Origin of the sequence: Acinetobacter baylyi DSM 14961 = CIP 107474, from assembly GCF_000368685.1 — a bacterium.
Taxonomy (GTDB): domain Bacteria; phylum Pseudomonadota; class Gammaproteobacteria; order Pseudomonadales; family Moraxellaceae; genus Acinetobacter; species Acinetobacter baylyi.
On the sequence record NZ_KB849626.1, the window covers coordinates 73,572 to 96,228 of the forward strand.

22 protein-coding genes are annotated in these 22,657 nt (G+C 42.2%); 8 read left to right on the plus strand and 14 right to left on the minus strand.

The window, feature by feature from the left end; all coding sequences use genetic code 11:
• On the minus strand, positions 1 to 441 hold the full coding sequence (gene dtd, locus F952_RS04650; RefSeq protein ID WP_004923213.1) for a D-aminoacyl-tRNA deacylase: 441 nt from the start codon (positions 439 to 441) through the stop codon (positions 1 to 3).
• A 162-nt stretch (positions 442 to 603) separates the two neighbouring features.
• Here dtd and pncB point away from each other — a divergent pair, with 162 nt between their 5' ends.
• The 3 genes from pncB to asd all read left to right on the plus strand — a co-directional run bounded on the left by pncB (position 604) and on the right by asd (position 3,624).
• Positions 604 to 1,818, plus strand: coding sequence for a nicotinate phosphoribosyltransferase (gene pncB / locus F952_RS04655; protein WP_004923216.1), 1,215 nt, complete (start codon positions 604 to 606; stop codon positions 1,816 to 1,818).
• Positions 1,819 to 1,921: 103 nt separating this feature from the next.
• Positions 1,922 to 2,770 (plus strand): sulfurtransferase, encoded by an 849-nt coding sequence (locus tag F952_RS04660; protein WP_004923218.1) that lies wholly within the window; start codon positions 1,922 to 1,924, stop codon positions 2,768 to 2,770.
• Positions 2,767 to 3,624: an archaetidylserine decarboxylase gene (gene asd / locus F952_RS04665; RefSeq protein ID WP_004923221.1), complete on the plus strand. Its 858-nt coding sequence runs from the start codon at positions 2,767 to 2,769 to the stop codon at positions 3,622 to 3,624. Before F952_RS04660 ends, asd begins: the two co-directional genes overlap by 4 nt.
• A gap of 69 nt (positions 3,625 to 3,693) precedes the next feature.
• On the opposite strand, the gene F952_RS04670 is transcribed toward asd, so the two are convergent.
• The 4 genes from F952_RS04670 to F952_RS04685 all read right to left on the minus strand — a co-directional run bounded on the left by F952_RS04670 (position 3,694) and on the right by F952_RS04685 (position 7,347).
• Complete coding sequence (locus F952_RS04670) at positions 3,694 to 4,197, minus strand: PEGA domain-containing protein (RefSeq protein ID WP_004923224.1); 504 nt, start codon at positions 4,195 to 4,197, stop codon at positions 3,694 to 3,696.
• Positions 4,198 to 4,376: 179 nt separating this feature from the next.
• The gene (gene phoR, locus F952_RS04675) at positions 4,377 to 5,735 is read right to left on the minus strand and encodes a phosphate regulon sensor histidine kinase PhoR (RefSeq protein ID WP_004923226.1); all 1,359 of its coding nucleotides are present in this window, start codon (positions 5,733 to 5,735) and stop codon (positions 4,377 to 4,379) included.
• A gap of 9 nt (positions 5,736 to 5,744) precedes the next feature.
• Positions 5,745 to 6,455 carry a phosphate regulon transcriptional regulator PhoB gene (gene phoB / locus F952_RS04680; protein ID WP_004923228.1) on the minus strand — a complete coding sequence of 237 codons (711 nt, stop codon included), beginning with the start codon at positions 6,453 to 6,455 and terminating at the stop codon, positions 5,745 to 5,747.
• Positions 6,456 to 6,657: 202 nt separating this feature from the next.
• Entirely contained in the window at positions 6,658 to 7,347 is a 690-nt protein-coding gene (locus tag F952_RS04685; RefSeq protein WP_011182824.1) for a TetR/AcrR family transcriptional regulator, read from the minus strand.
• A gap of 193 nt (positions 7,348 to 7,540) precedes the next feature.
• Between F952_RS04685 and F952_RS04690 the strand changes: the two genes are divergently transcribed.
• Positions 7,541 to 8,377 (plus strand): SDR family NAD(P)-dependent oxidoreductase, encoded by an 837-nt coding sequence (locus tag F952_RS04690; protein ID WP_004923235.1) that lies wholly within the window; start codon positions 7,541 to 7,543, stop codon positions 8,375 to 8,377.
• Positions 8,378 to 8,433: 56 nt separating this feature from the next.
• On the opposite strand, the gene F952_RS04695 is transcribed toward F952_RS04690, so the two are convergent.
• The 5 genes from F952_RS04695 to F952_RS04715 form a co-directional block, all read right to left on the minus strand.
• Entirely contained in the window at positions 8,434 to 9,801 is a 1,368-nt protein-coding gene (locus tag F952_RS04695; RefSeq protein ID WP_004923237.1) for an MATE family efflux transporter, read from the minus strand.
• A gap of 106 nt (positions 9,802 to 9,907) precedes the next feature.
• Positions 9,908 to 11,062, minus strand: coding sequence for a pyridoxal phosphate-dependent aminotransferase (locus tag F952_RS04700; protein WP_004923240.1), 1,155 nt, complete (start codon positions 11,060 to 11,062; stop codon positions 9,908 to 9,910).
• A gap of 31 nt (positions 11,063 to 11,093) precedes the next feature.
• Complete coding sequence (locus F952_RS04705; RefSeq protein WP_004923242.1) at positions 11,094 to 12,401, minus strand: DUF445 domain-containing protein; 1,308 nt, start codon at positions 12,399 to 12,401, stop codon at positions 11,094 to 11,096.
• 17 nt (positions 12,402 to 12,418) lie between these two features.
• Complete coding sequence (locus F952_RS04710) at positions 12,419 to 13,000, minus strand: CC0125/CC1285 family lipoprotein (RefSeq protein WP_004923245.1); 582 nt, start codon at positions 12,998 to 13,000, stop codon at positions 12,419 to 12,421.
• A gap of 42 nt (positions 13,001 to 13,042) precedes the next feature.
• Positions 13,043 to 13,582, minus strand: a complete 540-nt coding sequence (locus F952_RS04715) for a DUF924 family protein (protein WP_004923248.1) — start codon at positions 13,580 to 13,582, stop codon at positions 13,043 to 13,045.
• 207 nt (positions 13,583 to 13,789) lie between these two features.
• Between F952_RS04715 and gshA the strand changes: the two genes are divergently transcribed.
• Both gshA and F952_RS04725 read left to right on the plus strand, forming a co-directional pair.
• Positions 13,790 to 15,367, plus strand: a complete 1,578-nt coding sequence (gene gshA / locus F952_RS04720; protein ID WP_004923251.1) for a glutamate--cysteine ligase — start codon at positions 13,790 to 13,792, stop codon at positions 15,365 to 15,367.
• A gap of 16 nt (positions 15,368 to 15,383) precedes the next feature.
• Positions 15,384 to 15,899: a disulfide bond formation protein B gene (locus F952_RS04725; protein WP_004923253.1), complete on the plus strand. Its 516-nt coding sequence runs from the start codon at positions 15,384 to 15,386 to the stop codon at positions 15,897 to 15,899.
• Between the two features lie 103 nt (positions 15,900 to 16,002).
• Here F952_RS04725 and F952_RS04730 read toward each other — a convergent pair whose 3' ends face one another.
• Positions 16,003 to 17,346, minus strand: coding sequence for a GPI inositol-deacylase (locus F952_RS04730; RefSeq protein WP_004923257.1), 1,344 nt, complete (start codon positions 17,344 to 17,346; stop codon positions 16,003 to 16,005).
• Between the two features lie 219 nt (positions 17,347 to 17,565).
• Here F952_RS04730 and F952_RS04735 point away from each other — a divergent pair, with 219 nt between their 5' ends.
• Positions 17,566 to 18,150 (plus strand): YqiA/YcfP family alpha/beta fold hydrolase, encoded by a 585-nt coding sequence (locus tag F952_RS04735; RefSeq protein WP_026056908.1) that lies wholly within the window; start codon positions 17,566 to 17,568, stop codon positions 18,148 to 18,150.
• A 15-nt stretch (positions 18,151 to 18,165) separates the two neighbouring features.
• On the plus strand, positions 18,166 to 20,046 hold the full coding sequence (gene parE, locus F952_RS04740) for a DNA topoisomerase IV subunit B (RefSeq protein ID WP_004923263.1): 1,881 nt from the start codon (positions 18,166 to 18,168) through the stop codon (positions 20,044 to 20,046).
• A gap of 21 nt (positions 20,047 to 20,067) precedes the next feature.
• On the opposite strand, the gene F952_RS04745 is transcribed toward parE, so the two are convergent.
• From F952_RS04745 to alc, 3 genes are all read right to left on the minus strand, one after another.
• Positions 20,068 to 20,841, minus strand: coding sequence for a hypothetical protein (locus F952_RS04745; RefSeq protein WP_004923265.1), 774 nt, complete (start codon positions 20,839 to 20,841; stop codon positions 20,068 to 20,070).
• A 105-nt stretch (positions 20,842 to 20,946) separates the two neighbouring features.
• Positions 20,947 to 21,456: an ureidoglycolate lyase gene (locus tag F952_RS04750; RefSeq protein ID WP_004923268.1), complete on the minus strand. Its 510-nt coding sequence runs from the start codon at positions 21,454 to 21,456 to the stop codon at positions 20,947 to 20,949.
• A 15-nt stretch (positions 21,457 to 21,471) separates the two neighbouring features.
• Positions 21,472 to 22,476: an allantoicase gene (gene alc, locus F952_RS04755; RefSeq protein WP_004923271.1), complete on the minus strand. Its 1,005-nt coding sequence runs from the start codon at positions 22,474 to 22,476 to the stop codon at positions 21,472 to 21,474.
• Positions 22,477 to 22,657 lie beyond the last annotated feature (181 nt).

Sequence of the window (22,657 nt, forward strand, 5' to 3'; positions counted from 1 at the left end):
TTATAATATTTCGAGCTGAAAAGTTACAGGCCCGTCATTAATTAGATGTACTTGCATGTCGGCAGCAAAAATACCTGTTTCAACATGATCAAATTGTGATTGTGCATATTCTACCAGTTGATCATAGAGTACTTTGGCTTGTTGTGGCGGCATGGCTGGGCCAAAATCTGGGCGTAATCCTTTTTGGGTTTGAGCCATGAGGGTAAATTGTGATACCAGCAATAAGCCACCTTGCGCCTGACTGAGGTTCCAGCCCATTTTACCGTTCTCATCATCGAAAACACGATATTTGAGAATTTTATCGATCAGCTTTTTGCCATTTTCGAGTTGGTCATCACGTCCTAAGCCTAAAAATACCAGCAGACCCTGCCGAATTTCACCGGTAATGACATCATCCACTATAACCTTGGCTTCTTTTACTCGTTGGATTAAGGCTCGCATAATAAATCAACACATCAAATAATCCAGATTTTAGCAGATATCTGGTAGGTCGTTGAGAGCAGTAAACCTACGATCAGCGACAAAGGTCTTATACAAATCACTGTGATTCTTGCTAAAAAAATATGGTTTAATGCATAAAGCTTACTCGCATGTTTGTTGTCTATGTCTCCAATCATTCATTCATTACTTGATACCGATCTTTATAAATTCACCATGTTGCAAGTGGTGTTACACCAGTTTCCACAAACGCATAGTGTCTATCATTTTCGCTGTCGTAATCTGGATGAAACTCAATATCCTTTAACCGATATTCTGGATGATTTGAATGAACAACTCGATCATTTATGTACGCTGAAATTTAAGGACGACGAACTACAATATCTGCGTTCTTTTCGGTTTATTAAAAGTGATTTTGTCGATTACTTGGAACTGTTCCAGCTTAAACGTCGTTTTATCACTGCGGGTATTGATGAAGAAGGCCGCCTGGATATCTGGGTTGAAGGACCGATGGTTCAGGCCATGATGTTTGAAATATTTGTACTGGCGATTGTGAATGAGCTTTATTTTCGTCGTATACGAAGTGATGCTGTACTTGAAGAGGGTGAGCGTCGCTTACAGGCTAAGCTGGCTTTACTTGAGCAGTATCAGACCCAGCATCAGTCAGATGAGCCACCATTTTTAGTTTCTGATTTTGGTACACGTCGCCGTTATAGTTTTGAATGGCAAAAACATGTCATTGCAGCATTTCATCATCATTTCCCAAATATCTTTAGGGGAACCAGTAATGTGCTGTTGGCAAAAGAACTCAACATTACACCAATTGGTACGATGGCACATGAGTTTTTGCAAGCCTTTCAGGCACTTGATGTACGTTTGCGTGATTTTCAGAAAGCTGCACTTGAAACGTGGGTACAAGAGTATCGTGGAGATTTAGGGATTGCATTAACGGATGTCGTCGGAATGGATGCATTTCTACGCGACTTCGATTTGTATTTTGCCAAGTTGTTTGATGGTTTGCGTCATGACAGTGGTGACCCTTATGAATGGGGAGATAAAGCCTATGCACATTATCGTAAATTAAAGATAGACACCAAGACCAAGATGCTCACGTTTAGTGATGGCTTAAATCTGGAAAAGGCATGGGAATTGCATCAATATTTTAAGGGCCGTTTTAAGGTGAGTTTTGGAATTGGGACTAATCTCACCAACGATATGGGGCAAACGCCGCTCAATATTGTGTTGAAACTGGTAGAATGTAATGGGCAATCTGTGGCTAAAATTTCAGATAGTCCAGGCAAAACCATGACTGATAACGATACCTTTCTGGCTTATTTAAGACAGGTATTTCAAATTGCTGAAGAAGAGCCTGTCGCCTAATCAATTTCTATTTTTCTGCTAAGGATGCATGAAAAATCAGAAAGAGAGTGAAAAGGCTTATGATAAAATCGTAGGTGCTAAAAATTGAATGTGATTGGACATCATGGCGGGATCTGAAATTAATCTTGGACTACTCATCGAAGCAGAAGAGCTGGTTCCGTATCTGGATCATGAATTACTACGGGTCGTAGATTTAAGCCGAAATTCTGTATATGAACAATTGCATCTGCCACAGGCGATTGCGGTTCGGCCTGCACAATTAGTTCGCCAAGATGAGCTGGCGATGGGGTTACTGCCTGATGAAAAACAATTACAAGCACTGATTGAATATTTGAATATCTCACCTCAGCATCATGTGGTGGTTTATGACGATGAGGGCGGAGCCTGGGCGGGACGTTTAATCTGGAATCTACATTGTCTGGGATTTACTCGCACGAGTTTGATCAATGGCGGGATTCATGCTTGGTTGGCCGCAGGCTTACCGACGACTTCAGAAGCAGTGGTTCATGAGCCTGTATCTGATTTGCTCAAGGTCGATTTAAGCCATGTGGCTGATTATCAGATCGGTTATCCAGCGCTTTTATCGCTGGTTCAGCAGCAAGCAATTCAATTGTGGGATTGTCGTACACTGGACGAATATACAGGCCTGCGTCTAGCAGCGCGACGCGGCGGTCACATGCCAGGCGCACTTCATTTTGAGTGGAGTACTGCCCTTAATCGTGAAAATCATCTAAAATTACATTCTTTTGAGCGCATCCAGCAGCGTTTGACACAACTTGGCTTCCAATTTAATCAGCCTGTCGTGATTTATTGCCAATCCCATCATCGCTCTGGACTGGCATATATTGTGGCAAGACTATTGGGATGGTCAGTTCGTGCATATGATGGCGCTTGGAGTGAATGGGGCAATCGCCTCGATAGTCCTGTGATTACCGGAGAACAGCCATTTTGAGCTTTACATCACGATTAAAAAAAGACCTATTTATTAAAGCACAATCGCTCGTTCCACAGCATCAGCTCAGCCGGGTGGTCGGTAAGGTTGCCGAAAGCGAAAATATTCTGATTAAAGCTGCTGTTATTCAGGCATTTAAAACAAAATATGGTATTGACCTTTCTATTGCCGAGCAGGCAGATGCCTTAAAATATAAATCGTTTAATGAATTTTTTACACGTGCACTGAAAGAAGGTGTACGAGTAGTCGATTCTGCGACTGGAAGTATTGTCTCTCCTGCAGATGGTGCGATTTCGCAACTTGGTACTATCCATGATGGTGAGGTATTTCAGGCAAAAGGGCAGAGTTTTTCCGTTGAAAAATTGATTGGTGATCCGCAATTGGCCCAGCCATTTAAGCAGGGGCAATTTGCGACGGTTTACTTGTCACCGCGTGATTATCATCGGGTTCATATGCCATTTACGGGAACATTAACCGAAACGCTCTATATTCCAGGCGAATTATTTTCGGTAAATCAGGTCACGGCTGAAAATATTCCAGGCCTATTTGCCCGTAACGAACGCATGGTGTGTTTGTTTGATACCGAACTAGGCCGCATGGCTGTTGTTTTGGTGGGTGCTATGATTGTGGCAGGTATCGAAACGGTAGTGACTGGAAAAGTGAAACCCACAGGCCGTCTCGAACTCAATCATCACGACGTGACCTTGCAAAAGGGCGATGAGTTGGGCCGTTTCTACTTAGGTTCAACCGCGATTATCTTGTTTGAAAAAGACAAAATGGTTTGGGATCAGCAGTTCAAAGCCAATTCGATTGTGGTGATGGGTGAAAAACTGGGTCAATCTACGAACCCGTAAATCTAAATAAAAAATGCCCGATAAGTGTTCGGGCATTTTTTATATTGGCTTCAAATAGATGAGTTCTGATTAGGGCGCGATTTTAACTGCTCTATCCATGATTGACGCTGGGATATCACTGGTCGTGATTACGGCTAGTGTTTTTTGGTCATCTGCAGGTTTAAGCTGTTGTGCATCTAAAATTGCATTTACATCTTTTGAGCTGAATGAGTACATTGCACCTGTTGCTGGATCGACTGCAAGTAACCCAATGACACCGCCAAAAAGGATGTTTCCAAAATACCAGCCACTGATTGTGCCTTTAACAGTCATAGTTTTGGTTTGATAACCTTCTTTTGAGAATGTCACTTGATAGCTTTCAGGTTTAAAATAACCTGCACCTTTTTTCAAGGTGACAGTCGCAGGGGTTTGTCCTGTATGGACTTTCACGCCCGCACGGTTGGTAATTGAAATATTTGCATTCTCAGGTACGCTAGTAAACGCTAGTGTCTGTGTTGATCCTGAAATAATACTGGCACAGCCTGTCATTACTATACTAATAGAAAGTACGGAAGTAGCTAATAATTTATTCATTTCTTCAATATATTATAAATTGTATTTATAGTGTATCAAATTGTAATTTTTCTGTAAATTTAACAAGTGGTCCAATTGATCACACGACATACATATCGTTTTTTATAGATCAAAATACTAAAGTGAAATTTAAATCAATCGATCTACCTTTACACGTGGATTTGTACAACCTGAGATATTTACATCATCTGGTACAAACGTTCTTTTGGAAAAACTGCCTTAAAAATTGAACCTTCATTTTCTTTAGAAATAACATCCAGATAGGCACCATGCTGCATGAGGACGTGTTTAACAATGGCCAGCCCAAGTCCTGTTCCACCTGTAGCACGACTACGTGCGCTGTCCACGCGGTAGAAGCGTTCAGTCAAACGAGGTAAATGTTTAGGGTCAATACCAATACCATTATCTTGTACGGTAAAATAGCCATGCACACCATCATCATGCCAGCCAATCGTTATGATACCGCCCTTGGGTGTATATTTGATGGCATTGGTAATGAGGTTGCTAAACGCACTGGCAATTTCAGTGTCTGAGCCGATCAGGTCACAGTGACTATCAATATCCAGATTTAAGGTATGACCATAATCTGCATTATAGGCTTGCGCATCGTCAAAGAGCTGATTCATCAGACTTGGCATTTCAATGATCTGATTTTTGGCGATGGTTTTGTTGTTTTCAAGATTGGACAAAAGCAGTAAATCATTTACCAAAGCATTCATGCGTTTGGTTTGAGATTGCATTTGGTCAAAGGCACGTTTCCAGCGCGGATTGAGATCTTCCTGATCAGTAAAAGTCTCGATATAACCACTCAGTACCGTGAGTGGGGTACGCAGTTCATGTGAAATATTGTCGACAAAATCTTTACGCATTTGTTCAAGATTATGCACTCGTGTTACATCATACGCCACCAGCAAACGGCTCTGTTCGCCAAAACGGGTCAGTTTGATCTGGACATAATGGTCATCAAAAATAGATGATTTAATTTTAATGCCGTCTGGTGCCTGATCGATATGATTAAAATATTCGATAAATTTGGGCTGTCTTAAAATACTCAAAATGTTATGCCCGCGGTCAAAGACCCTGATACCTAACAGATTTTCAGCAGCAGGGTTGCACCATTCAATTTGATGCAAATCATCAATCAGTACCACGGCTTCATTAAGTGCCACCAATGATGATTGTGCCCGATCAATTAATCCAACCATTTCAGCCTGAACAATACGTTCCTGACGTTGAGCACGATAGACATTAAACAATAAAGCCCCCCAGATTCCGTTGAGATTGGGAGGTGTGTCATAAGGGCGATTCGAAATCCATTCATTCACCATATAGAGTGATCTGAGCTGGAAACCAAAGAAAATAAGAAAGGCAATAAAAATACTTGCCCAGAAGTAACCCACGCCTAATCCAATACAAGTCGCAACCAACAGAAGAAATGCCAGTAAACGTAAGTCCTGTTTGGCAAAAGTCCACAAACTGCTATAACGAAAGCGTTTATGCTCACGTGCCAGTTCGGGTACAGGATAGGGTTCATACATAGTCAAGGGTTAGCCTGCTGCTAAATCTGCTCGGGTAGAAAAACGGTAACCTGTGCCACGAACGGTTTGTACAAAACGGTCGGCGCCAAAAGGTTCTAAAACTTTACGTAAACGACGGATATGTACATCAATGGTACGATCTTCGATATAGACATTGCCACCCCATACCTGATCCAGTAATTGTGCACGGGTATAGGCACGTTCAGGATGCGTCATAAAAAATGCCAGTAAGCGATATTCTGTTGGCCCCATATCCAAGATATTGCTGCCAAAACTCACACGCTGACTCACAGGGTCAAGAATCAAGCCATTGGCATCAATCACTTTATCGCCGTTTAGTGCGTTAGCACGACGTAATACAGCCTTGATACGCGATACAAGTTCGCGTGTAGAAAACGGCTTGGTCATATAGTCATCGGCGCCTGCATCCAGACCTTGAACCTTATGATCTTCTTCTCCACGAGCGGTTAACATAATCACTGGAATTTCAGAAAGATTTTCATCACGTTTTAAACGGCGACATAAATCGACACCACTGACGCCACCAGGCAACATCCAATCGAGTAAAATCAGGGCAGGTCGTTGATCAACGATCATTTGATGCGCCTGTTTGGCATCTTCAGCCTGTAAACATTGAAAGCCTGCCATATCCAGTGAGGTATGGATCATTTCGCGGATGGGTAATTCATCATCGACGATTAAAATATAGTCATCTTTCACAACGCAATATCCTATAGATGTTTTAAACGGTGAACCGCTTTTATTTATGACAGGCTTATTACAAAGATAAATTATGACAGTATCATTGCAAAAAAAGGATATAAGACAATTTTCGCAATCAATTGTGACAAATAATTGCGAAATCAATGACCATTTTGTGACATTTGCCTTCAGGTTGCTTTTTAAGCACACCACCTAAAATTTAATTTGCTTCACGATTGGAAAATTTTTCGACTAGAGATAAAAACACAATTTCACAGGCCGATAACACATCTTCGATAGATTCTTTAAAACCACCCATGACCCAGCGGATGGCTATCTGTGTCACGTAACCATTCAGACCTGAAGCAACGAGCGAAAGCTCCTGTTCACTGTAACGAATGTGCGGCGAAGCCAGCATAACAAAGGCTTGAATCATACGATCAAATCGCATCATGGTTTCATGAATAGTCGCTTGATTGTGCAACTCCTGAACCAGCATGGCATCAATATAAATAATACGTGCCAGGCGTGGATCATCTTTCAAGGTGTGCAATAACGCAGTTAAGCCTGCTTTGATCATTTTTTCTGGAGAGGGCGTGTGCTGCATCACGGCCTGCATGACATTATTTTGCAGAATCTCGATCTGTTTTAAAAAAATGGTCTGAAACAGATCTTCGCTTTTCTTAAATGACTCATAAAAATAGCGCTCAGTCAGCTTGGCCTCATTACACACATCTTTGACGGTGACCGAAAAAAAACCCTGTGTGCCATAGGTTTCAATGCCCGCCTCAATCAGTTTTTCACGACGTGCATACTTGCGTTCGCTCAGTGAGAGTCCTTTAAACTGGCGTTCATTGCTTTTCTTTTTCGATGTAGATCTGGTGGATTGAGCAGGTTCTGGTACGGTCATTGATGTCATCGATCTCCGAGGTGCTTGGAGTAGTGTAACAAGTTTTTGAGTAAATGACCGAATCAGTCATCGGTTTCAATTGGTATATGCACGGATATACACTATATTGACAATGAATATTGTCAAATTTATATTATTGATGAGAGAACAGATAAATTTTCTGGTCAATACCTCAAACTCAAAGGAATCGAACATGAAGAATTTTAAAAATAAAGTTGCAGCGATTACAGGCGCTGGTTCAGGTATTGGTCAACAACTTGCTGTATTACTGGCAAAGGAGGGTTGCCACCTGTCATTAAGTGATGTCAATGAGCAGGGATTAGTCGCGACGGTTGAATTACTCAAACCCTATCAAATTCGTGTGACCACTAAAAAAGTCGATGTATCTGATCGTCAGGCGATCAAGGTTTGGGCAGCCGAAACAGTACAAAATCATGGTTCGGTGAATATGATTTTTAATAATGCTGGTGTTGCGTTAGGCTCGACTGTAGAAGGTGAAAGCTACGAAGATCTTGAATGGGTGATGGGCATTAATTTTTGGGGTGTGGTGTATGGCACCAAAGAGTTTTTACCACTAATCAAACAAAGTAAAGAAGGCCATATCATTAATATTTCCAGTCTTTTTGGTTTGACTGCGCAACCGACACAATCTGCTTATAATGCATCTAAGTTTGCGGTACGTGGATTTACAGAATCATTACGCCAAGAGCTTGATATGGAAAAAAGTGGTGTGAGCGCGCTTTGTGTACACCCAGGTGGAATTCGAACCAACATTGCCAATGCTGCAAAAATGAGTGACAGTCTCAAGACGTTGGGCATGCATCCAGACAAATCGATTCAGTCATTTAATAAATTATTACGTTGCCCACCAGAAGAAGCAGCACGTCAGATTTTAGAGGCAGTACGTAAAGACAAGCGCCGTTTACTGATTGGTAATGATGCCAAAACACTAGATTTGATGCAGCGTATTTTCCCAACGGGCTATCAAAAAGTGACGGCCTTTGCGACCTCACTGAGCAAGAAGCTTTAAATTAATTATTTACCTAAAACGATCTAGACCCATCAATGATAGGTCTTTTTTATCATTTAGATCAGTGCTTTAATGGTCTTTTTCTTCCAGACAAATTGATAATAGGCCGCTTGCATGATGCACAAACATACAAAAGCAAGTGCATATCCGATCCAGATACCTTTTAACCCCCATAGCGTGCTAAACCAATAGGCACAAGGTACTTCAATGAATAAAATGGCGGCAATATTAATTAGCATCGGGACGGTAACCGTTCCACTAGAACGCATAATTGAGGCAAAAATTGCGGCTGCACCAAAAAATAAAATTGACCAAAGCACAATAAACAATAATTCCTGACCAAGCTGTACCACACTTTCATCGGTAATAAATAGCGCCATCAGATACTTGGAAAATAAATAGGCCAGAATAACCAATGTGCCTGTGATGATAATATTCATCCATAATGCTGTACGAGTCACACGTGCCAATAAATCTGATTTGCCCATACCAATTGCTTGTGCACCAAAAATTGAGGCTGCAATTGCAATCGATAAAGCTGGAAACTGAATATAATTCAGGACTTGATTGACAGCGCCATAAGCCGCAGTCGCATGGGCACCAAAACGGTTGACCAGACCTACAATGACCAGACCTGCAACAGAGGTGGTGATCATCTGAACACCTGTTGGAATTCCCAATCTTAAAATCAAACGACTGATTTCACTGTGGTGACGAATATGTCGAAGTAGTGCCAGATCAGGCTTTAGTGGGTGATTTTTTTTATTCAGATACACTGCCAAAAAGGCGAGGACAGAAAGATAGCCAATAATGGTGGCAATGGCGGGTGCTACAATCCCGAGCTTCGGAAAGCCGAAGTAGCCTGCAATAAGTACAGGGGTAATGACTAAACCAATTAAACTGGTCATGCCCAGCGCGATGAGCGGGGTAATACTGTCTCCCACGCCACGCAGGATGGAGGTGTAAATAATATACACAAACAATAAGGGACTACCCGCCAGCATCCATTGCACGTAAGGCAATGACAAGTGCATCACACTTGCATCTGTACCTAATAGCGTGAGAATTTCCCGACTAAAAAAAACACCCAATGCGGCAATAATACAACCACCAATGATGGTCATGAAAAGCGTAGAGCCGACCACACAGCGGACTTTCTCAATATTTTGTGCCCCCCATGCCTGACCAATCAGCACAGTAGAGCCTGCCGATAAGCCAATAATAAAAGCCATCATACAAAAGAGAATCGGGAAAAAAACAGCAACGGCTGCAATCGCATCCACCCCCATCATTTGTCCTACAAATACGGTGTTAATGGTACCAGAGAGGTTTTGCAGAATATTGGTCGCGATTAAAGGGAGTAAAAAAATTAAAAAGGTTTTCCATAACTTTTGTTGTGTGATCAACGAGCGTTTTGGCGTCATTGGCTCTCCTTGGCGCACGAAGTAATCTGAAAGGCGATGTTTCAGAACATAGCATAGTCAGACTCTAGATTAAGTGTGATTTTTGCTATAGATGGGTGTGTCGGGATTAACATTGACTCAGACGCTGGGTGGCATCTTTTAGGGTCTGCTCTGTTTTAGCAAAACAGAATCGAATCAAACGTAACTCAGGATCGGGCTGTTGATAAAACACCGACAACGGAATCGCAACCACCCCATACTGTTCGGCTAAAAAATAGCACATTTCAAGATCGTTCAGATCTGGGCGTATCGCAGTGTAGTCTACCGTTTGGAAGTAAGTGCCGTGGGTCGGTTGAAACTTAAATCTCGATTGAGTTAGCCCTTGATTAAACAGATCGCGTTTGGCCTGATAGAAACTTCCAAGCTCCTGAATATGCTCTGGATGCTGCTGCATATACTGGCTAAGCGCAACTTGGGCAGGCGTATTACCACAGAAATTGGCGTATTGATAAATCTGTCGGAAGAGTTTCATGAGCATCGGGCTTGCAACACAGTAACCCGTTTTCCATCCAGTGACATGAAACGTCTTACCAAATGAACCGACAACAAAGCTGCGTTCGCGCAACGTAGAAAAATGCAGCGCACTATAATGATGATGTCCATCAAAAACCAGATGTTCATAGACCTCATCGGACAAAACAATCAGGTCATGCTTTTCTGCCAGTTCAATGAGGTGATGCCAATCATCCAGTGTCCATAAAGTACCAGTAGGATTATGTGGTGTATTCACAATAATCATGCGAGTACGGGCGTTGATATTGTCTTGAACCTGTTGCCAGTCTACCCGAAAATCAGGAGCCGTAAGTGCAAGATGCACAGGTATTCCACCCGCCACACGTACAGCCGGCGCATAGCTGTCATAACTTGGATCGAAAATAACAACTTCATCACCCGTATGAATAACAGCCTGAATGGCAGCAAAGATCGCAATGGTCGCGCCTGGGGTAATGGTAATTTCATGAACTGGATCAAGCCGCACTTGGTCACGTTGTTCAAATTGTTGCACAACCTGCTCACGTAATGGTAACCAGCCATCTCCAGATACGTACTGATTAAAACCTGCACGAGTCGCATCACAAAGGGCTTCGATCAAGGCATCAGGTGTCGCAAAATCTGGAAAACCCTGAGATAGATTAATTGCATTTAGACGCTGTGCCAATGCTGTCATGGTACTAAAAATGGTAACGCCCTGATTGGGAAGTTTAGATGAAAGCGGCTGCATAGAATCAGTTCAAATAAAAATCATGTTAGGGTTATAGCATATAATCGAAAAGTGCACGGATAATCCCTAGGATTAATCCAATAAATGCCCCTACCACCACACCATTGACGCGAATCATGTGTAAGTCGCCACCAACTTCATTTTCAATTTTTCCAATCATTTCACTCGAATCCCACTCATGAATTCGTGAACTGATGTAGCGAATAATTTTATCGCTGTATTGGTGACTAAAGGTGATAGCCAAACCAGTCATGCGCTCATTGAGTACATGGCGCACAGCCATATTCTGTACCAGATTATGACCCACCTGCTGTATGGCAACACGTAAATTTTCTGCAATGCCTGAGTTTGATTTGAGCAAATCACGTTTAATAGCATCACATAAAATGACCACTGCACCGCTGATAAAATTTAAAACTTGTGGACTATCGAGTAGGGCATCTTTGCCTGTATTTAGACGTAAACTGGCTTCACTTTCTGAGTCTGAAAGTTTGAGCATCAGTTCTTGGGTATATTGCTCAATACCTTGACGCCATGGATGTTCAGGATCTGCCAGCATAGATTCGACTTTCTCGATGAGGGAGTCAATAGTCCGTTGTTGTACATCAATCCCAATCCAGCTTGCACCTTTAGCCAGTTTCCATACGCCGAGTTCTTTAAACAACGTCGCAGTTAGCTCACGCGCCTGTTCGGGATGGGTTACAATCCATTCATGTGCCAAATCTAGGCCGCGTTGCAATACATCCTGATGAAAGTCATTTTCAAGCACTGCTCTTAGCATTTCGCTGGCCAGCGTATTAATCTTGGTACTTTTTACCCATTGCACACTATTGTTTTGAATAAATTGTGCAATTTGCTCTTGTCCCACAAACTCGAAAATTTTTGGAACAGTTTGCTGAATTAGTTCGACGACTTGCGTGTTATTTTTAGGGTTTTCCAGCCATTGTCCTATCGCCAGACTCAGATCGGTTTTATTCAGACTACGCTCGACCACTTGGGGCGATAAAAAATTTTCCTGTACGAAACGTCCCATAGACTCGGCAATACGTGCTTTGTTACGTGGAATGATTTCGGTATGATCCAGTAAAAATTTTGGAATCGGAATTTTCCCAAAGGGATTGCGAAATAGGACAGTAATCGCATACCAGTCGGCCAGACCACCAACTACACCTGCTTCTGCTGCCAGCATAAGAATATGAATCAGCCAGGCATAATCTGGAAAGAACTTGGCTGTGACCATCAGAATGATCCAGGCCACTACTGCACTGATCAATGCAATGGTGGCCAGACGTTTACTACGATGTAAATTAGGAGAGTGAACAGCCTGTTCTTTCTGCATATAAAATCCTGTCCGTGTTAACTGGTATTTTTGCTATTTGCTGCTTTATGGGCAGGCGGCTGGGGTATTAACACCTCGCCATTGGGCCCAAGACCATATTTATGCCCCAGTGAGCGTAAAATCAAGGTGGCATCAAATGCATCAGATGGTGCAGTTTGCTGGTTTTTAAAACAAGAAATAGTATACGACACTTCTACAGGATCGATATTGACCACTTGGGGGGTATCATAGAATGGATCGGGCCAAAAGGCTGGATTACGACGATGATAACCATATGGATAATAAAAGTTTGGTGATGAATAGACCACCGCCTGACGTGGTGGTTTCTGACTTAAATTACTTGGGTCATTAAGCACTTTGAAATAACGAAAACCATTTTGAACCGTGGTTTGTGCCGCTTTAAGTAAGGTTATTTCTTCAGCAACGCCATAACTCATATTAGGGGCTGCTTTGAAACTGATCCTGAAACTTTGGGCATTTAGGGGATAACTGGCAAACTGACCAAGCTGGTCAAAGGTTCGGGGTTTTTGCGGTAGGCTGGCACAGCCTGTAAATGCCAGTGTTGCAGCAATGAGAATAGTAGCTGAAAGAGATTTCATAGCAAACTCCTGAAGGAGCAGGGGTCGAATAGTTGATTTCGATTAGAAATGACTATTCGGCTGTGTTAAAAATTCAAGTTCTTCAGGCGTCGATTGACGACCTAAAATTGCATTACGGTGTGGATAACGTCCAAACTGATCAATAATAACTTTATGTTTTTTCTCAAAGCTTAAATTAATTTCATTTCCCAGTTTTTGAAACAATTTTAATGCAAACTCGTGAATTAGCTTTGATTCGCTGTGCATAAAAGGCATATAAAGAAAAGAGCGCTGTTCAGGACTTAACTGTGCATCGAGTTGTTGCGTGATTGCTTCTTGCGCCAACGCCAGGGCCATACTGTCTTGAGCAAAGGCCTGTGCCTGATCACGATACAAATTACGGGAGAATTGATCCAAAACAATAATTTCCGCTAAACGTCCTTCAACCGTTTGGCGCCATGACCATAGTTCAGCTTGTGTTGCCTGCTGATGAACAGTTGAAAACTGAGTACGAATCTCATCATCAAAAAGCGAGTCTTTGGCAAACCAAAAATTGGTATGATCAGGCGCAAACCAGAAATCAAGTACGTCTTGATAATTCATGAAATTACAACTCTTTAGTATTTATTATTCAATAAAATCACAAAACTTGCGTGTCTTATACATCAACTTTGTGATAAAAAAGTGCCAAAATGAAAATATTCAATTTCATCAAAATCAGTTTTGGTGCTGCTATGTTAATCACAATTCAAGTTATACTAATAACATCATGATTTTATGTAGTAGTTCTATCATTTGCGAGCATCTTCCATGAGTCAACCCAACCCGACCTCTCAATCTGTAGTGCAAACTTGGGTGGATTCGTCACATTTACAAGGTATGCTGCGTGGCATCGAGCGTGAAAGCTTGCGTATGCAAGGCAATGGTTTTCTTTCACAGAAGCCTCATCCTGCGGGATTGGGTTCAGCGTTAACCCACTCGCGTATTACCACAGACTATTCAGAAGCCTTGATGGAGTTCATCACACCGCCTAAAGAAACGATTACTGAAGTTCTGGCGGAACTCACAGAGATTCATGCTGTGGTCCAGCGCCATCTCGATCAAGATGAGAAACTTTGGCCATTGTCAATGCCGTGTATGCTGGATGATGAGGAAGAGCAAATTCCTTTGGCATACTATGGCACATCTAATATCGGACGTTTTAAAACGCTCTATCGCCGTGGTTTGGGTGTCCGTTATGGACGCAGAATGCAGACGATTTCAGGTGTACATTATAATCTTTCTTTTCCTGATGCCTTATTTGAATTATTACAACAACACGAGTCTGATGACACGCTTAAACAACTAAGCCTGCAAGATTATCGCAGTCATCGTTATTTTGGTCTGATTCGTAATTTTATTCGTCTAACGCCTTTGGTGATTTTTTTGGTCGGGGCGAGTCCATCGGTATGTCGATGCTTCCTAACAGGACGTGAACATAATTTGCAGCCTCTGATCAAGGGAACCATGTACCTGCCTGATGCAACTGCTTTACGTATGGGGCGTTTGGGATATCAGAACTCTGCCCAGAAAAAACTTGGCATTCATTACAATGATTTGCATGGTTACCTTGAAGGTTTACAAAATGCGGTTAAAACGTCTTACGCGCCATTTAGCGACTTGGGTTTAAACGATGAACAAGGCCAACCGATTCAGATCAATGATCATATTTTACAAATTGAAAATGAATATTATAGTCTAGTCCGTCCAAAACAAGTGCCTCAGCCTGGAGAAACACCCTCAGACGCGCTTAAAAATCGGGGTGTAGGTTACGTTGAGTTACGTGCTGTCGATGTTAACCCCTATAGTCCGATTGGAATTGATGAAACTACGGCTGGTTTTTTAGAGGCCTTGGCCTTGTATTGCTTACTCACAGAAAGCCCAGCTTTAGAAACAGATGAGCAGGATCGGATTGAGCGTAATCAGACTGAAGTCGTCAATCGCGGACGTGCTGTCGACGCCCAGATTGAAACAGCTCAGGGTTTTATCTCCGTTCAGGAATGGGCAAAACAACATGTGTTGGCCATGCAGGAGTGTGCAAACTTACTGGATCAATATTACCAGACCACGCTCTATCAAGATGCACTGGATGAGATGCAGCAACGAATTGATCAGAGTAAATCCGCGTTGTCTGCACAAGTAGTACAGGACACACTCAAACACGGCGGTACATGGAGTTTTGGTAGTGTACTGGCAGAGCAGCATGCGCAGACTTATACGCAGTATCCTTTAAGTGCTGAAAAACTGGCTTATTTTAAGCAGCTTGCACAGCAGTCTTTACAACAACAGTATCAACTCGAACAAGAGTCTTCGGTGAGTTTTGAAGATTATCTTGCTCAATTTCGATAAAGAATGAGGAATCACCATGCAATGGAGTTATCGCTTCGTAAGTGGTTTATTGGTTCTGGCCAGTATTGTGGGTATGACCTTTGCGTTATATCTAGAACATTTTAAAGGTCTGGAGCCTTGTCCATTATGTATCTTCCAGCGTGTCGGACTGATGGCAATGGGCATTGTGGCACTGATCGCATTTTTACATAACCCTGTATCGAATGCGTTTAAACGCGTCTATGCGTTTTTGGCGACGCTGGGTATTTTATGGTCTGTTGGCGTAGCAATACGTCATGTCTGGTTGCAAACCTTACCACCAGATCAAGTACCGAGCTGTGGGCCTGGTTTAAATTATTTGCTGGATGCACTACCGCTTAAAACGGTATTACAGCAAGTTTTGCAGGGTTCAGGAGAGTGTGCTGCAATCCATTGGACATTTTTGGGGCAGTCATTACCTGTATGGTCGTTGGCTTATTTTAGTCTGATTCTGTTGGTATGTGTGTGGCAGTTGTTAAGACGTTATCCAGTGATCGTGACCAAGAAAAAATAATGGATTGATCAATAAAAAAATCCCGAATGATGCTCAATCATTCGGGATTTTTTTAGTTTGAGAAAATTCGATTTTCATTATTCAATGAAAATTATTTTTCGTTTTAAGTCTCTACAATTCCATGTAGTTGAGGCTCAGCTTGATCTGGCATATTGATCATATGTGTCTGTACACCAGAATTTGCATAATCATCATGTTCAGGATAAAACCAGCGTGTGATTTGTTCAGAAACACTGGAATGATATTGAATTTCAAAATGATTGAGTCCATGAAATACGGCTTTATGTGAATCGGGTAACTTGAGCTGGAAACGTGGATTTGGATGCTCTCCCAAAGCACTTTTTACACTCACCAAATAATCCCCAATAATCGAAAGCGCCTTATTCTTTACATTTTTAAACTCTACTGTTCCTGCAATCAAAAAGGTATTGATATGTGTCGGGAGGGGGGCGGGTTTACGGTTGTCATCCATTAAGCCAATCCGAGCTTCTAAGTGTTCCCAATCATCGTCACGGACACTGCCATGTCGTAAATCCAGAATACCGTTACTGCGAATATTCACCAGATGACCAATCAGTTTGACAAACGGAAAGCGACCCAAACGTTCTTGTAACGAAAAACCGAATCGCTCTAGTACGGCCCCGTGGTGCGGAGAGCCGATACACACCAGATTATCGACCATTTGTATCCAGTGATACATATTCTGTTTGCCGTAAAACAGCGCACTACGAGAGACCAGTCCCCCCATACTGTGACCAATCAGATCGATACTGGTGATGCCAGGATTACGATTGATTAGATCTTCAAGCATATTGGACAAGCTACGGCCATTGGCTGAAATACGACGTCCTGTATTGTAGCTGAGGTATAACATAAAATTGTTATCACGCTGTGCCAGTAGGCGCTCGCCAATTCCGCCAAAATTTTGTCGAGACCAATCGGTATGATTCATGCACAAGCCATGCACAAAAATCACAACGCGACCTGCTAAGTCACCTTGCTGTAAAGCGCCATAATGGTCATACAGCACCATGGGTAGGGCCAAGGGATTTTGATATTTGAGTAAATAATCGCCTAATACGCCATTGAGTGCACCCACTAAAAAGTGCAGTGTAGGCGTCAGTGGTTTGTCGTGTAAATTGGGAAATTTTTCAATAATACGACGCAAGCTTGGTGCAATAAACATGCGGCCATAGCGTTGTAGCATGCCATAAGAAAAATTATAAAAGCTTTGTATCTGAGGAATCCGAAGCAAACGATTAGACTGCTGTTCGCTCATCCCGAGTGTGTTTTTTAAAATTTCATGTTGAATGATTTGAACGATATCATGCACGCCCCAAAGGCTCGTACTTACAAGTTGAGCGAGGCCCTCAAGTACATCTGCCTGACTCGGTGGAGTTCTGTCCCATTTACAATAGGTTTCATGGAGTGGGGTTAAACTAGTCATGGTTGTTTTCCCGTGCAACAGTGCCTGATACTTTATTTTTCATATGCTTCAGGCTATAAAACAGTTTATGCATTTATCTTATGCGCTTCATTCAATTATTGTTTTAAAATACTGACGAATGGCGCGTTGATTGTGGTTTTTTGTCTAACAATTCATGAACGCAACAAAATTCCTATAAATGAATATCCTCTTCAGGATTCGTAGACGTGGCTGCCAATGATGAACCTGATTTATTTACATGGATTTAGAAGCAGTTCCTTATCGATTAAGGGGCAGCAATTAAAGCATTATTGTCAGGCTTTTCCTTACATTCAGGTTCATTTACCTGATCTCAATTTACCTCCTCATGAGGTAATAAAAAAAATTGAAAATATGATTCAAAGCATGGATCAGGTTGCATTGATCGGAAGTAGCTTAGGCGGCTTTTATGCGACCCAACTTGTCGCAAAATACCAGATTCCTGCTGTTTTAATTAATCCTGCTATGCGACCATGGCAGCTATTTCGTCAGCTTTTTTCAGATCAGACATTACCGTATACCGTTTGTGAAACATGGACACTGGATGAACAGCAACTCACCGAAATGGAAAAAATCGCGGTACCTGTGGTGCAAGCTGCTGACAAAATACTCGTGTTGTTACAACAAGGTGACGAAGTTTTGGATTATCGGGAAGCAGAACGCTATTATAGTCAGCCAGCGCATCCATCCTTGATTTTTACAGATGCACATGGTAACCATGCCATGGAAGATTTCGAAAACAAGCTGCCGCTCATACTGGCATTTTTAACTTATTCGCTAAAATAAAGGAAGTCCCACAACGTGTCACAATATACGGCTCAATCGCTTGAAGTCCTGTCAGGTTTAGATCCAGTTCGCCGTCGTCCTGGAATGTATACCGATACCACTCGTCCGAACCACTTGGCGCAGGAAGTGATTGATAATGCTGTCGATGAAGCACTGGCGGGACATGCCAATAAAATTCGGGTCACGGTTTATCAGGATGGTTCGCTTGCGGTAGAAGACAATGGCCGTGGGATGCCTGTGGATATTCATCCAGAATATGGTCAAAGTGGTATCGAGATTATCCTGACTAAATTACATGCAGGCGGTAAATTTAGTACCGACAATTACCAGTTTTCTGGTGGTCTGCATGGGGTCGGAATTTCAGTTGTAAACGCATTGTCTTCTCGTGTTGAAGTCGAGGTACAACGTCAGGGCAATCTTTACAAGATGGCGTTTGAACACGGTGAACCTGTTGCACCACTTGAAGTCTTAGCGGGTAAAGCACCCAAGCGCGCCAGTGGCACGACAGTACATTTCTGGCCAGAAGCCAAATATTTTGATAGTCCTAAATTTGCACTCAAAGCACTCAAACATAACTTAAAAGCCAAAGCAGTATTGGCTGCAGGCTTACAAATTATCTATGTCGATGAAATTAATAACGAAACCATTGAATGGCAGTTTGAAAATGGTCTTGTCGATTATTTAATGGATGAGTTGGAAGATCGTGACATTCTGCCAAATCCTGCATTTTTAAGCAGTGGGCAGGTCGAACGTGCCAGTTGTGAATTTGCTATTTGCTGGAATGTCGAAGGTGGCGAGCAGATTCAAGAAAGTTACGTCAATCTGATCCCCACTGCGCAAGGCGGTACGCATGTCAATGGTTTACGCTCTGGGGTCACAGAGGCGTTGCGTGAGTTTTGTGAATTACGCAATTTATTACCCCGTAATCTTAAACTTTCTGCAGAAGATGTTTGGGATGGTGTCAATTTTATTTTGTCGCTTAAATTTCAGGAACCCCAGTTTTCAGGGCAGACCAAAGAGCGCTTGTCGAGTCGTGAAGCCTCTGGCGTTGTGTTGAATATTGCCAAAGATGCTTTTGCATTGTGGCTCAACCAAAACTCAGAAATAGCAATGCAATTGGCTGAAATGGCCATTTCTAAAGCAGGGCGCCGCCTTAAAGCAGCAAAAAAAGTTGAACGTAAAAAGATTGTGTCTGGGCCAGCCTTACCTGGAAAGCTTGCCGATTGTGTCGGGCAAACCCGTGAAGAATCGGAGCTGTTTATTGTCGAAGGAGATTCGGCAGGTGGTAGCGCCAAACAGGCACGCGATAAAAACTTTCAGGCGATCATGCCGATTCGCGGCAAAATTCTAAATACTTGGGAAGTGTCTTCAGATGAAGTGCTGGCATCACAGGAAGTCCATGATATTGCGATTGCAATTGGGGTCGACCCAGGTAGTGATGATTTATCTGAATTACGCTATGGCAAGATCTGTATTTTGGCCGATGCGGACTCGGACGGTTTGCATATTGCCACTTTGCTGTGCGCTTTGTTTGTGAAGCATTTTCCTGCTTTGGTCGAAGAAGGGCATTTGTATGTGGCCATGCCGCCTTTGTTTCGAATCGATGCTGGCAAGGATGTGTTTTATGCCTTGGATGATGAAGAACTCGATGCAATCCTGAGCAAGCTAAAAACTAAAAATCCGCAAATTACCCGATTTAAAGGTCTGGGTGAAATGAACGCCAGCCAGCTGCGTGAAACCACTATGGACCCAGATACTCGCAGACTGGTTCAGCTCGATCTGGATGATGCACATATGACCGCAGGGTTACTTGACAAGCTACTGGCCAAGAAACGCTCTGCCGACCGTAAGCATTGGCTAGAACAAAAAGGCAATTTGGCCGATATCAGCGTTTAAATGCATTATCGTGATATGAGGTTAGTGTACCTTTTGAGTATCCGTATTGCTTGGATTTGTCTCTACCTTTTGGTAAATTCCATCGGCAAACACATTATGACCAAAGCCACAACCAGAATCGCTATCACTTTGTTTGACTGTGATTGACTGACCAATTTTCGTATCTGCATTAAATTGAAGGTCAATCTTACAGTCTTGATAACGATAGATTGCCTGTTTTTTGCTTAATGGCATTTGAATCGTGAAGTTACCCATATTGGGGCCATAAATCAGACCACGCAAACCAAAATAATAGCCTTCAAAATCGATTTGATACGTTTTGGCTTTTTTAGTGACAAAGAGATAATTCCATTGTCCAAAACCATTCGGTCTTACGTAGGTGCCTTCAAGGTTGCTAGAGACAGCAGGTGGAGGCAACTGTTTAAGATTAAAACGACTGGTATCTGTCGTGCCATCACGTAAAAACCATGCCCGTGCCCAAAGCGGCTGCCCATTTTTGGCATAGCTCAGTCCGACGTTATTATTGGCGAGATCCATATCGCGTGCAGTCAATTTAGAACCGCTTTCATCTTGATTTAATATACAAAAATGTGTCCATGACGCCTGTAATTCAAACTGATCGATCGCTTTGGCGTAATCTTGTTGGTCGTAATATTTTTTTCCAAGTTGCGAGTATTTTTTAATCTTGGCACAACCCTGTTTTAATTCTTGTGTAAAGCTTTGATCGGCAAAACTGCTTGTGCTTAAGCACAGACCTAAACTGAAAAAAGCAAATTTAATAAGAGATGAGTTCATTATCGTTTTGAATTGAAAATATAGTGATTAAATATCATTCTACATGACCTATTTGAAAAGAAAAAGAAAGGCCCCTTGTAGGAGCCAATCTAATTACTTCTTAAATTAAGGCTGAATTAGCATATCATCACCAAACTGAAATACATCACAATTATGACCAGTGCCGATGCGATCAATGACGGCAAAATCACTCGGTGCCTCAAGGGTCAGTAGTGGATGATGCCATGTACCTGCACGATAATTCACCCCTTGTGATCCATCTGAAATAAAGGCATGAATTTGCTCAAGATCAGGCTGATCGGCGTGCTCATTCGAATTTAATGCCACTACAATCAGAAATTTCTGACCTTGCATTGGAATGAACGCCTGAGAACCAGCAGGATGTCGTTCTAACATACTGATTTTGAGTGGTAGCGTTGTGACTTTAATATTACGGAAAATACTAATGCCAGCTTTGGCTTCACCGTGAATTTCAGTCTCAACAAGAGCATGATAGCGTTCGGTATGGGCATCATTAATATGAAAGAAAGAATGGCCAGTACAGCTAATCACTTCCCCAAAAGGCTGAAAGTTTTCAACGGTAAGTGGCTGAATATGAATGATTCGATCTGGCATAATATAATCTCGGTGTTAAACCACTTTGCCCCATAAACGAACACGGCTAATACCACCATCGGGAATCATATTGACGCGGATATGTGAAACTTTTTCATGAGCCAGAACTTCATTTAGATAGCTGTGAATATGATCCATCTGCATATCTTGCGCCTCTAACAAAAATGGCCAGAACATACTTTGTGGAATCAACTGTGGATCCGTGGCATCTTCAATATAAATTGCCTGAATCGACACTTGCGCTGGGTAATTACCCTTGAAGTGTGCAGTATCAATCTCGATCTTTTCAATCTTGCCTGCTTGTCCAAGTGCCAATAAACACCAGTCGAAGCCTGGCGCACGGCGACGTTTGGTTTCCCAGCCGTCTCCCATATTCACACCACGTCCAGGGTTAATCAGGTTACGAGGATGGCCAAAGTGTGCATCACTATAAGCGATTACACGTCCACCATTTTGTAGTGCCAATAGATCAAGGGTTTGATCTGTATCTGTGATCTGAATTTGTACATCACCATAGATACGTAAACGTGCCACACCACCATCAGGAAAAATGTTAAGGCGAATATGAGTAAAAATGGCATCATTTTGAACATCAAAAACATGATGTTGACTTGGTCCCAGAATTGAGTTGCCCAATAATGGTTGCCATAAAGCTTCTTGAGTGTTCCCATTTGGTGCATAGCAGCCCTCTAATGATGCAGAAGCGGGATAGTTACCTGTGAAAAAAGTGGTATCGATATCTACAGCTTTAATCTTGCCTGCAACACCTAACTTCACAATGCACCAATCGTAACCTGCATGGCGTTTACGACGGGTTTCCCATCCATCCATCCATTTCCCATGGTCATCAAATTTGTCTTCGACAAAAATAGGTGCCTCAAATTGCAGCATCCGTTTTGCTTCTGCAAAAAAATCATCTGAACATTCAACAATTTGAGCACCAATTCTGGAATCTGCCAGATTGGTTAGCGAATGTAAGCTTGTTGGGAGTTCAAATGCTGGTGCGAGAAGCGTTGCCATTGTATATTTCCGTTAAAGATAATTAATAAATTACAACTTGATGTGAGTTGATGTGTCTTTTTAACTCAAAATGCAGTAAGAATGCATCATCATCGTGCTTTGTTATGCAGGGTATATGCCAATTCCAATAATCCTGTCAATTTCCCTACACGTGGCATGGATTTAGCTTAATTAATTATAA

Bases quoted from the DNA above. Each gene is read 5' to 3' on its own strand.
- dtd (WP_004923213.1), bottom strand. From the start codon at position 441: ATGCGAGCCTTAATCCAACGAGTAAAAGAAGCCAAGGTTATAGTGGAT.
- pncB (WP_004923216.1), top strand. From the start codon at position 604: ATGTCTCCAATCATTCATTCATTACTTGATACCGATCTTTATAAATTC.
- F952_RS04660 (WP_004923218.1), top strand. From the start codon at position 1,922: ATGGCGGGATCTGAAATTAATCTTGGACTACTCATCGAAGCAGAAGAG.
- F952_RS04670 (WP_004923224.1), bottom strand. From the start codon at position 4,197: ATGAATAAATTATTAGCTACTTCCGTACTTTCTATTAGTATAGTAATG.
- phoR (WP_004923226.1), bottom strand. From the start codon at position 5,735: ATGTATGAACCCTATCCTGTACCCGAACTGGCACGTGAGCATAAACGC.
- F952_RS04685 (WP_011182824.1), bottom strand. From the start codon at position 7,347: ATGACCGTACCAGAACCTGCTCAATCCACCAGATCTACATCGAAAAAG.
- F952_RS04690 (WP_004923235.1), top strand. From the start codon at position 7,541: ATGAAGAATTTTAAAAATAAAGTTGCAGCGATTACAGGCGCTGGTTCA.
- F952_RS04695 (WP_004923237.1), bottom strand. From the start codon at position 9,801: ATGACGCCAAAACGCTCGTTGATCACACAACAAAAGTTATGGAAAACC.
- F952_RS04700 (WP_004923240.1), bottom strand. From the start codon at position 11,062: ATGCAGCCGCTTTCATCTAAACTTCCCAATCAGGGCGTTACCATTTTT.
- F952_RS04705 (WP_004923242.1), bottom strand. From the start codon at position 12,401: ATGCAGAAAGAACAGGCTGTTCACTCTCCTAATTTACATCGTAGTAAA.
- F952_RS04710 (WP_004923245.1), bottom strand. From the start codon at position 13,000: ATGAAATCTCTTTCAGCTACTATTCTCATTGCTGCAACACTGGCATTT.
- F952_RS04715 (WP_004923248.1), bottom strand. From the start codon at position 13,582: ATGAATTATCAAGACGTACTTGATTTCTGGTTTGCGCCTGATCATACC.
- gshA (WP_004923251.1), top strand. From the start codon at position 13,790: ATGAGTCAACCCAACCCGACCTCTCAATCTGTAGTGCAAACTTGGGTG.
- F952_RS04725 (WP_004923253.1), top strand. From the start codon at position 15,384: ATGCAATGGAGTTATCGCTTCGTAAGTGGTTTATTGGTTCTGGCCAGT.
- F952_RS04730 (WP_004923257.1), bottom strand. From the start codon at position 17,346: ATGACTAGTTTAACCCCACTCCATGAAACCTATTGTAAATGGGACAGA.
- F952_RS04735 (WP_026056908.1), top strand. From the start codon at position 17,566: ATGAACCTGATTTATTTACATGGATTTAGAAGCAGTTCCTTATCGATT.
- F952_RS04745 (WP_004923265.1), bottom strand. From the start codon at position 20,841: ATGAACTCATCTCTTATTAAATTTGCTTTTTTCAGTTTAGGTCTGTGC.
- F952_RS04750 (WP_004923268.1), bottom strand. From the start codon at position 21,456: ATGCCAGATCGAATCATTCATATTCAGCCACTTACCGTTGAAAACTTT.
- alc (WP_004923271.1), bottom strand. From the start codon at position 22,476: ATGGCAACGCTTCTCGCACCAGCATTTGAACTCCCAACAAGCTTACAT.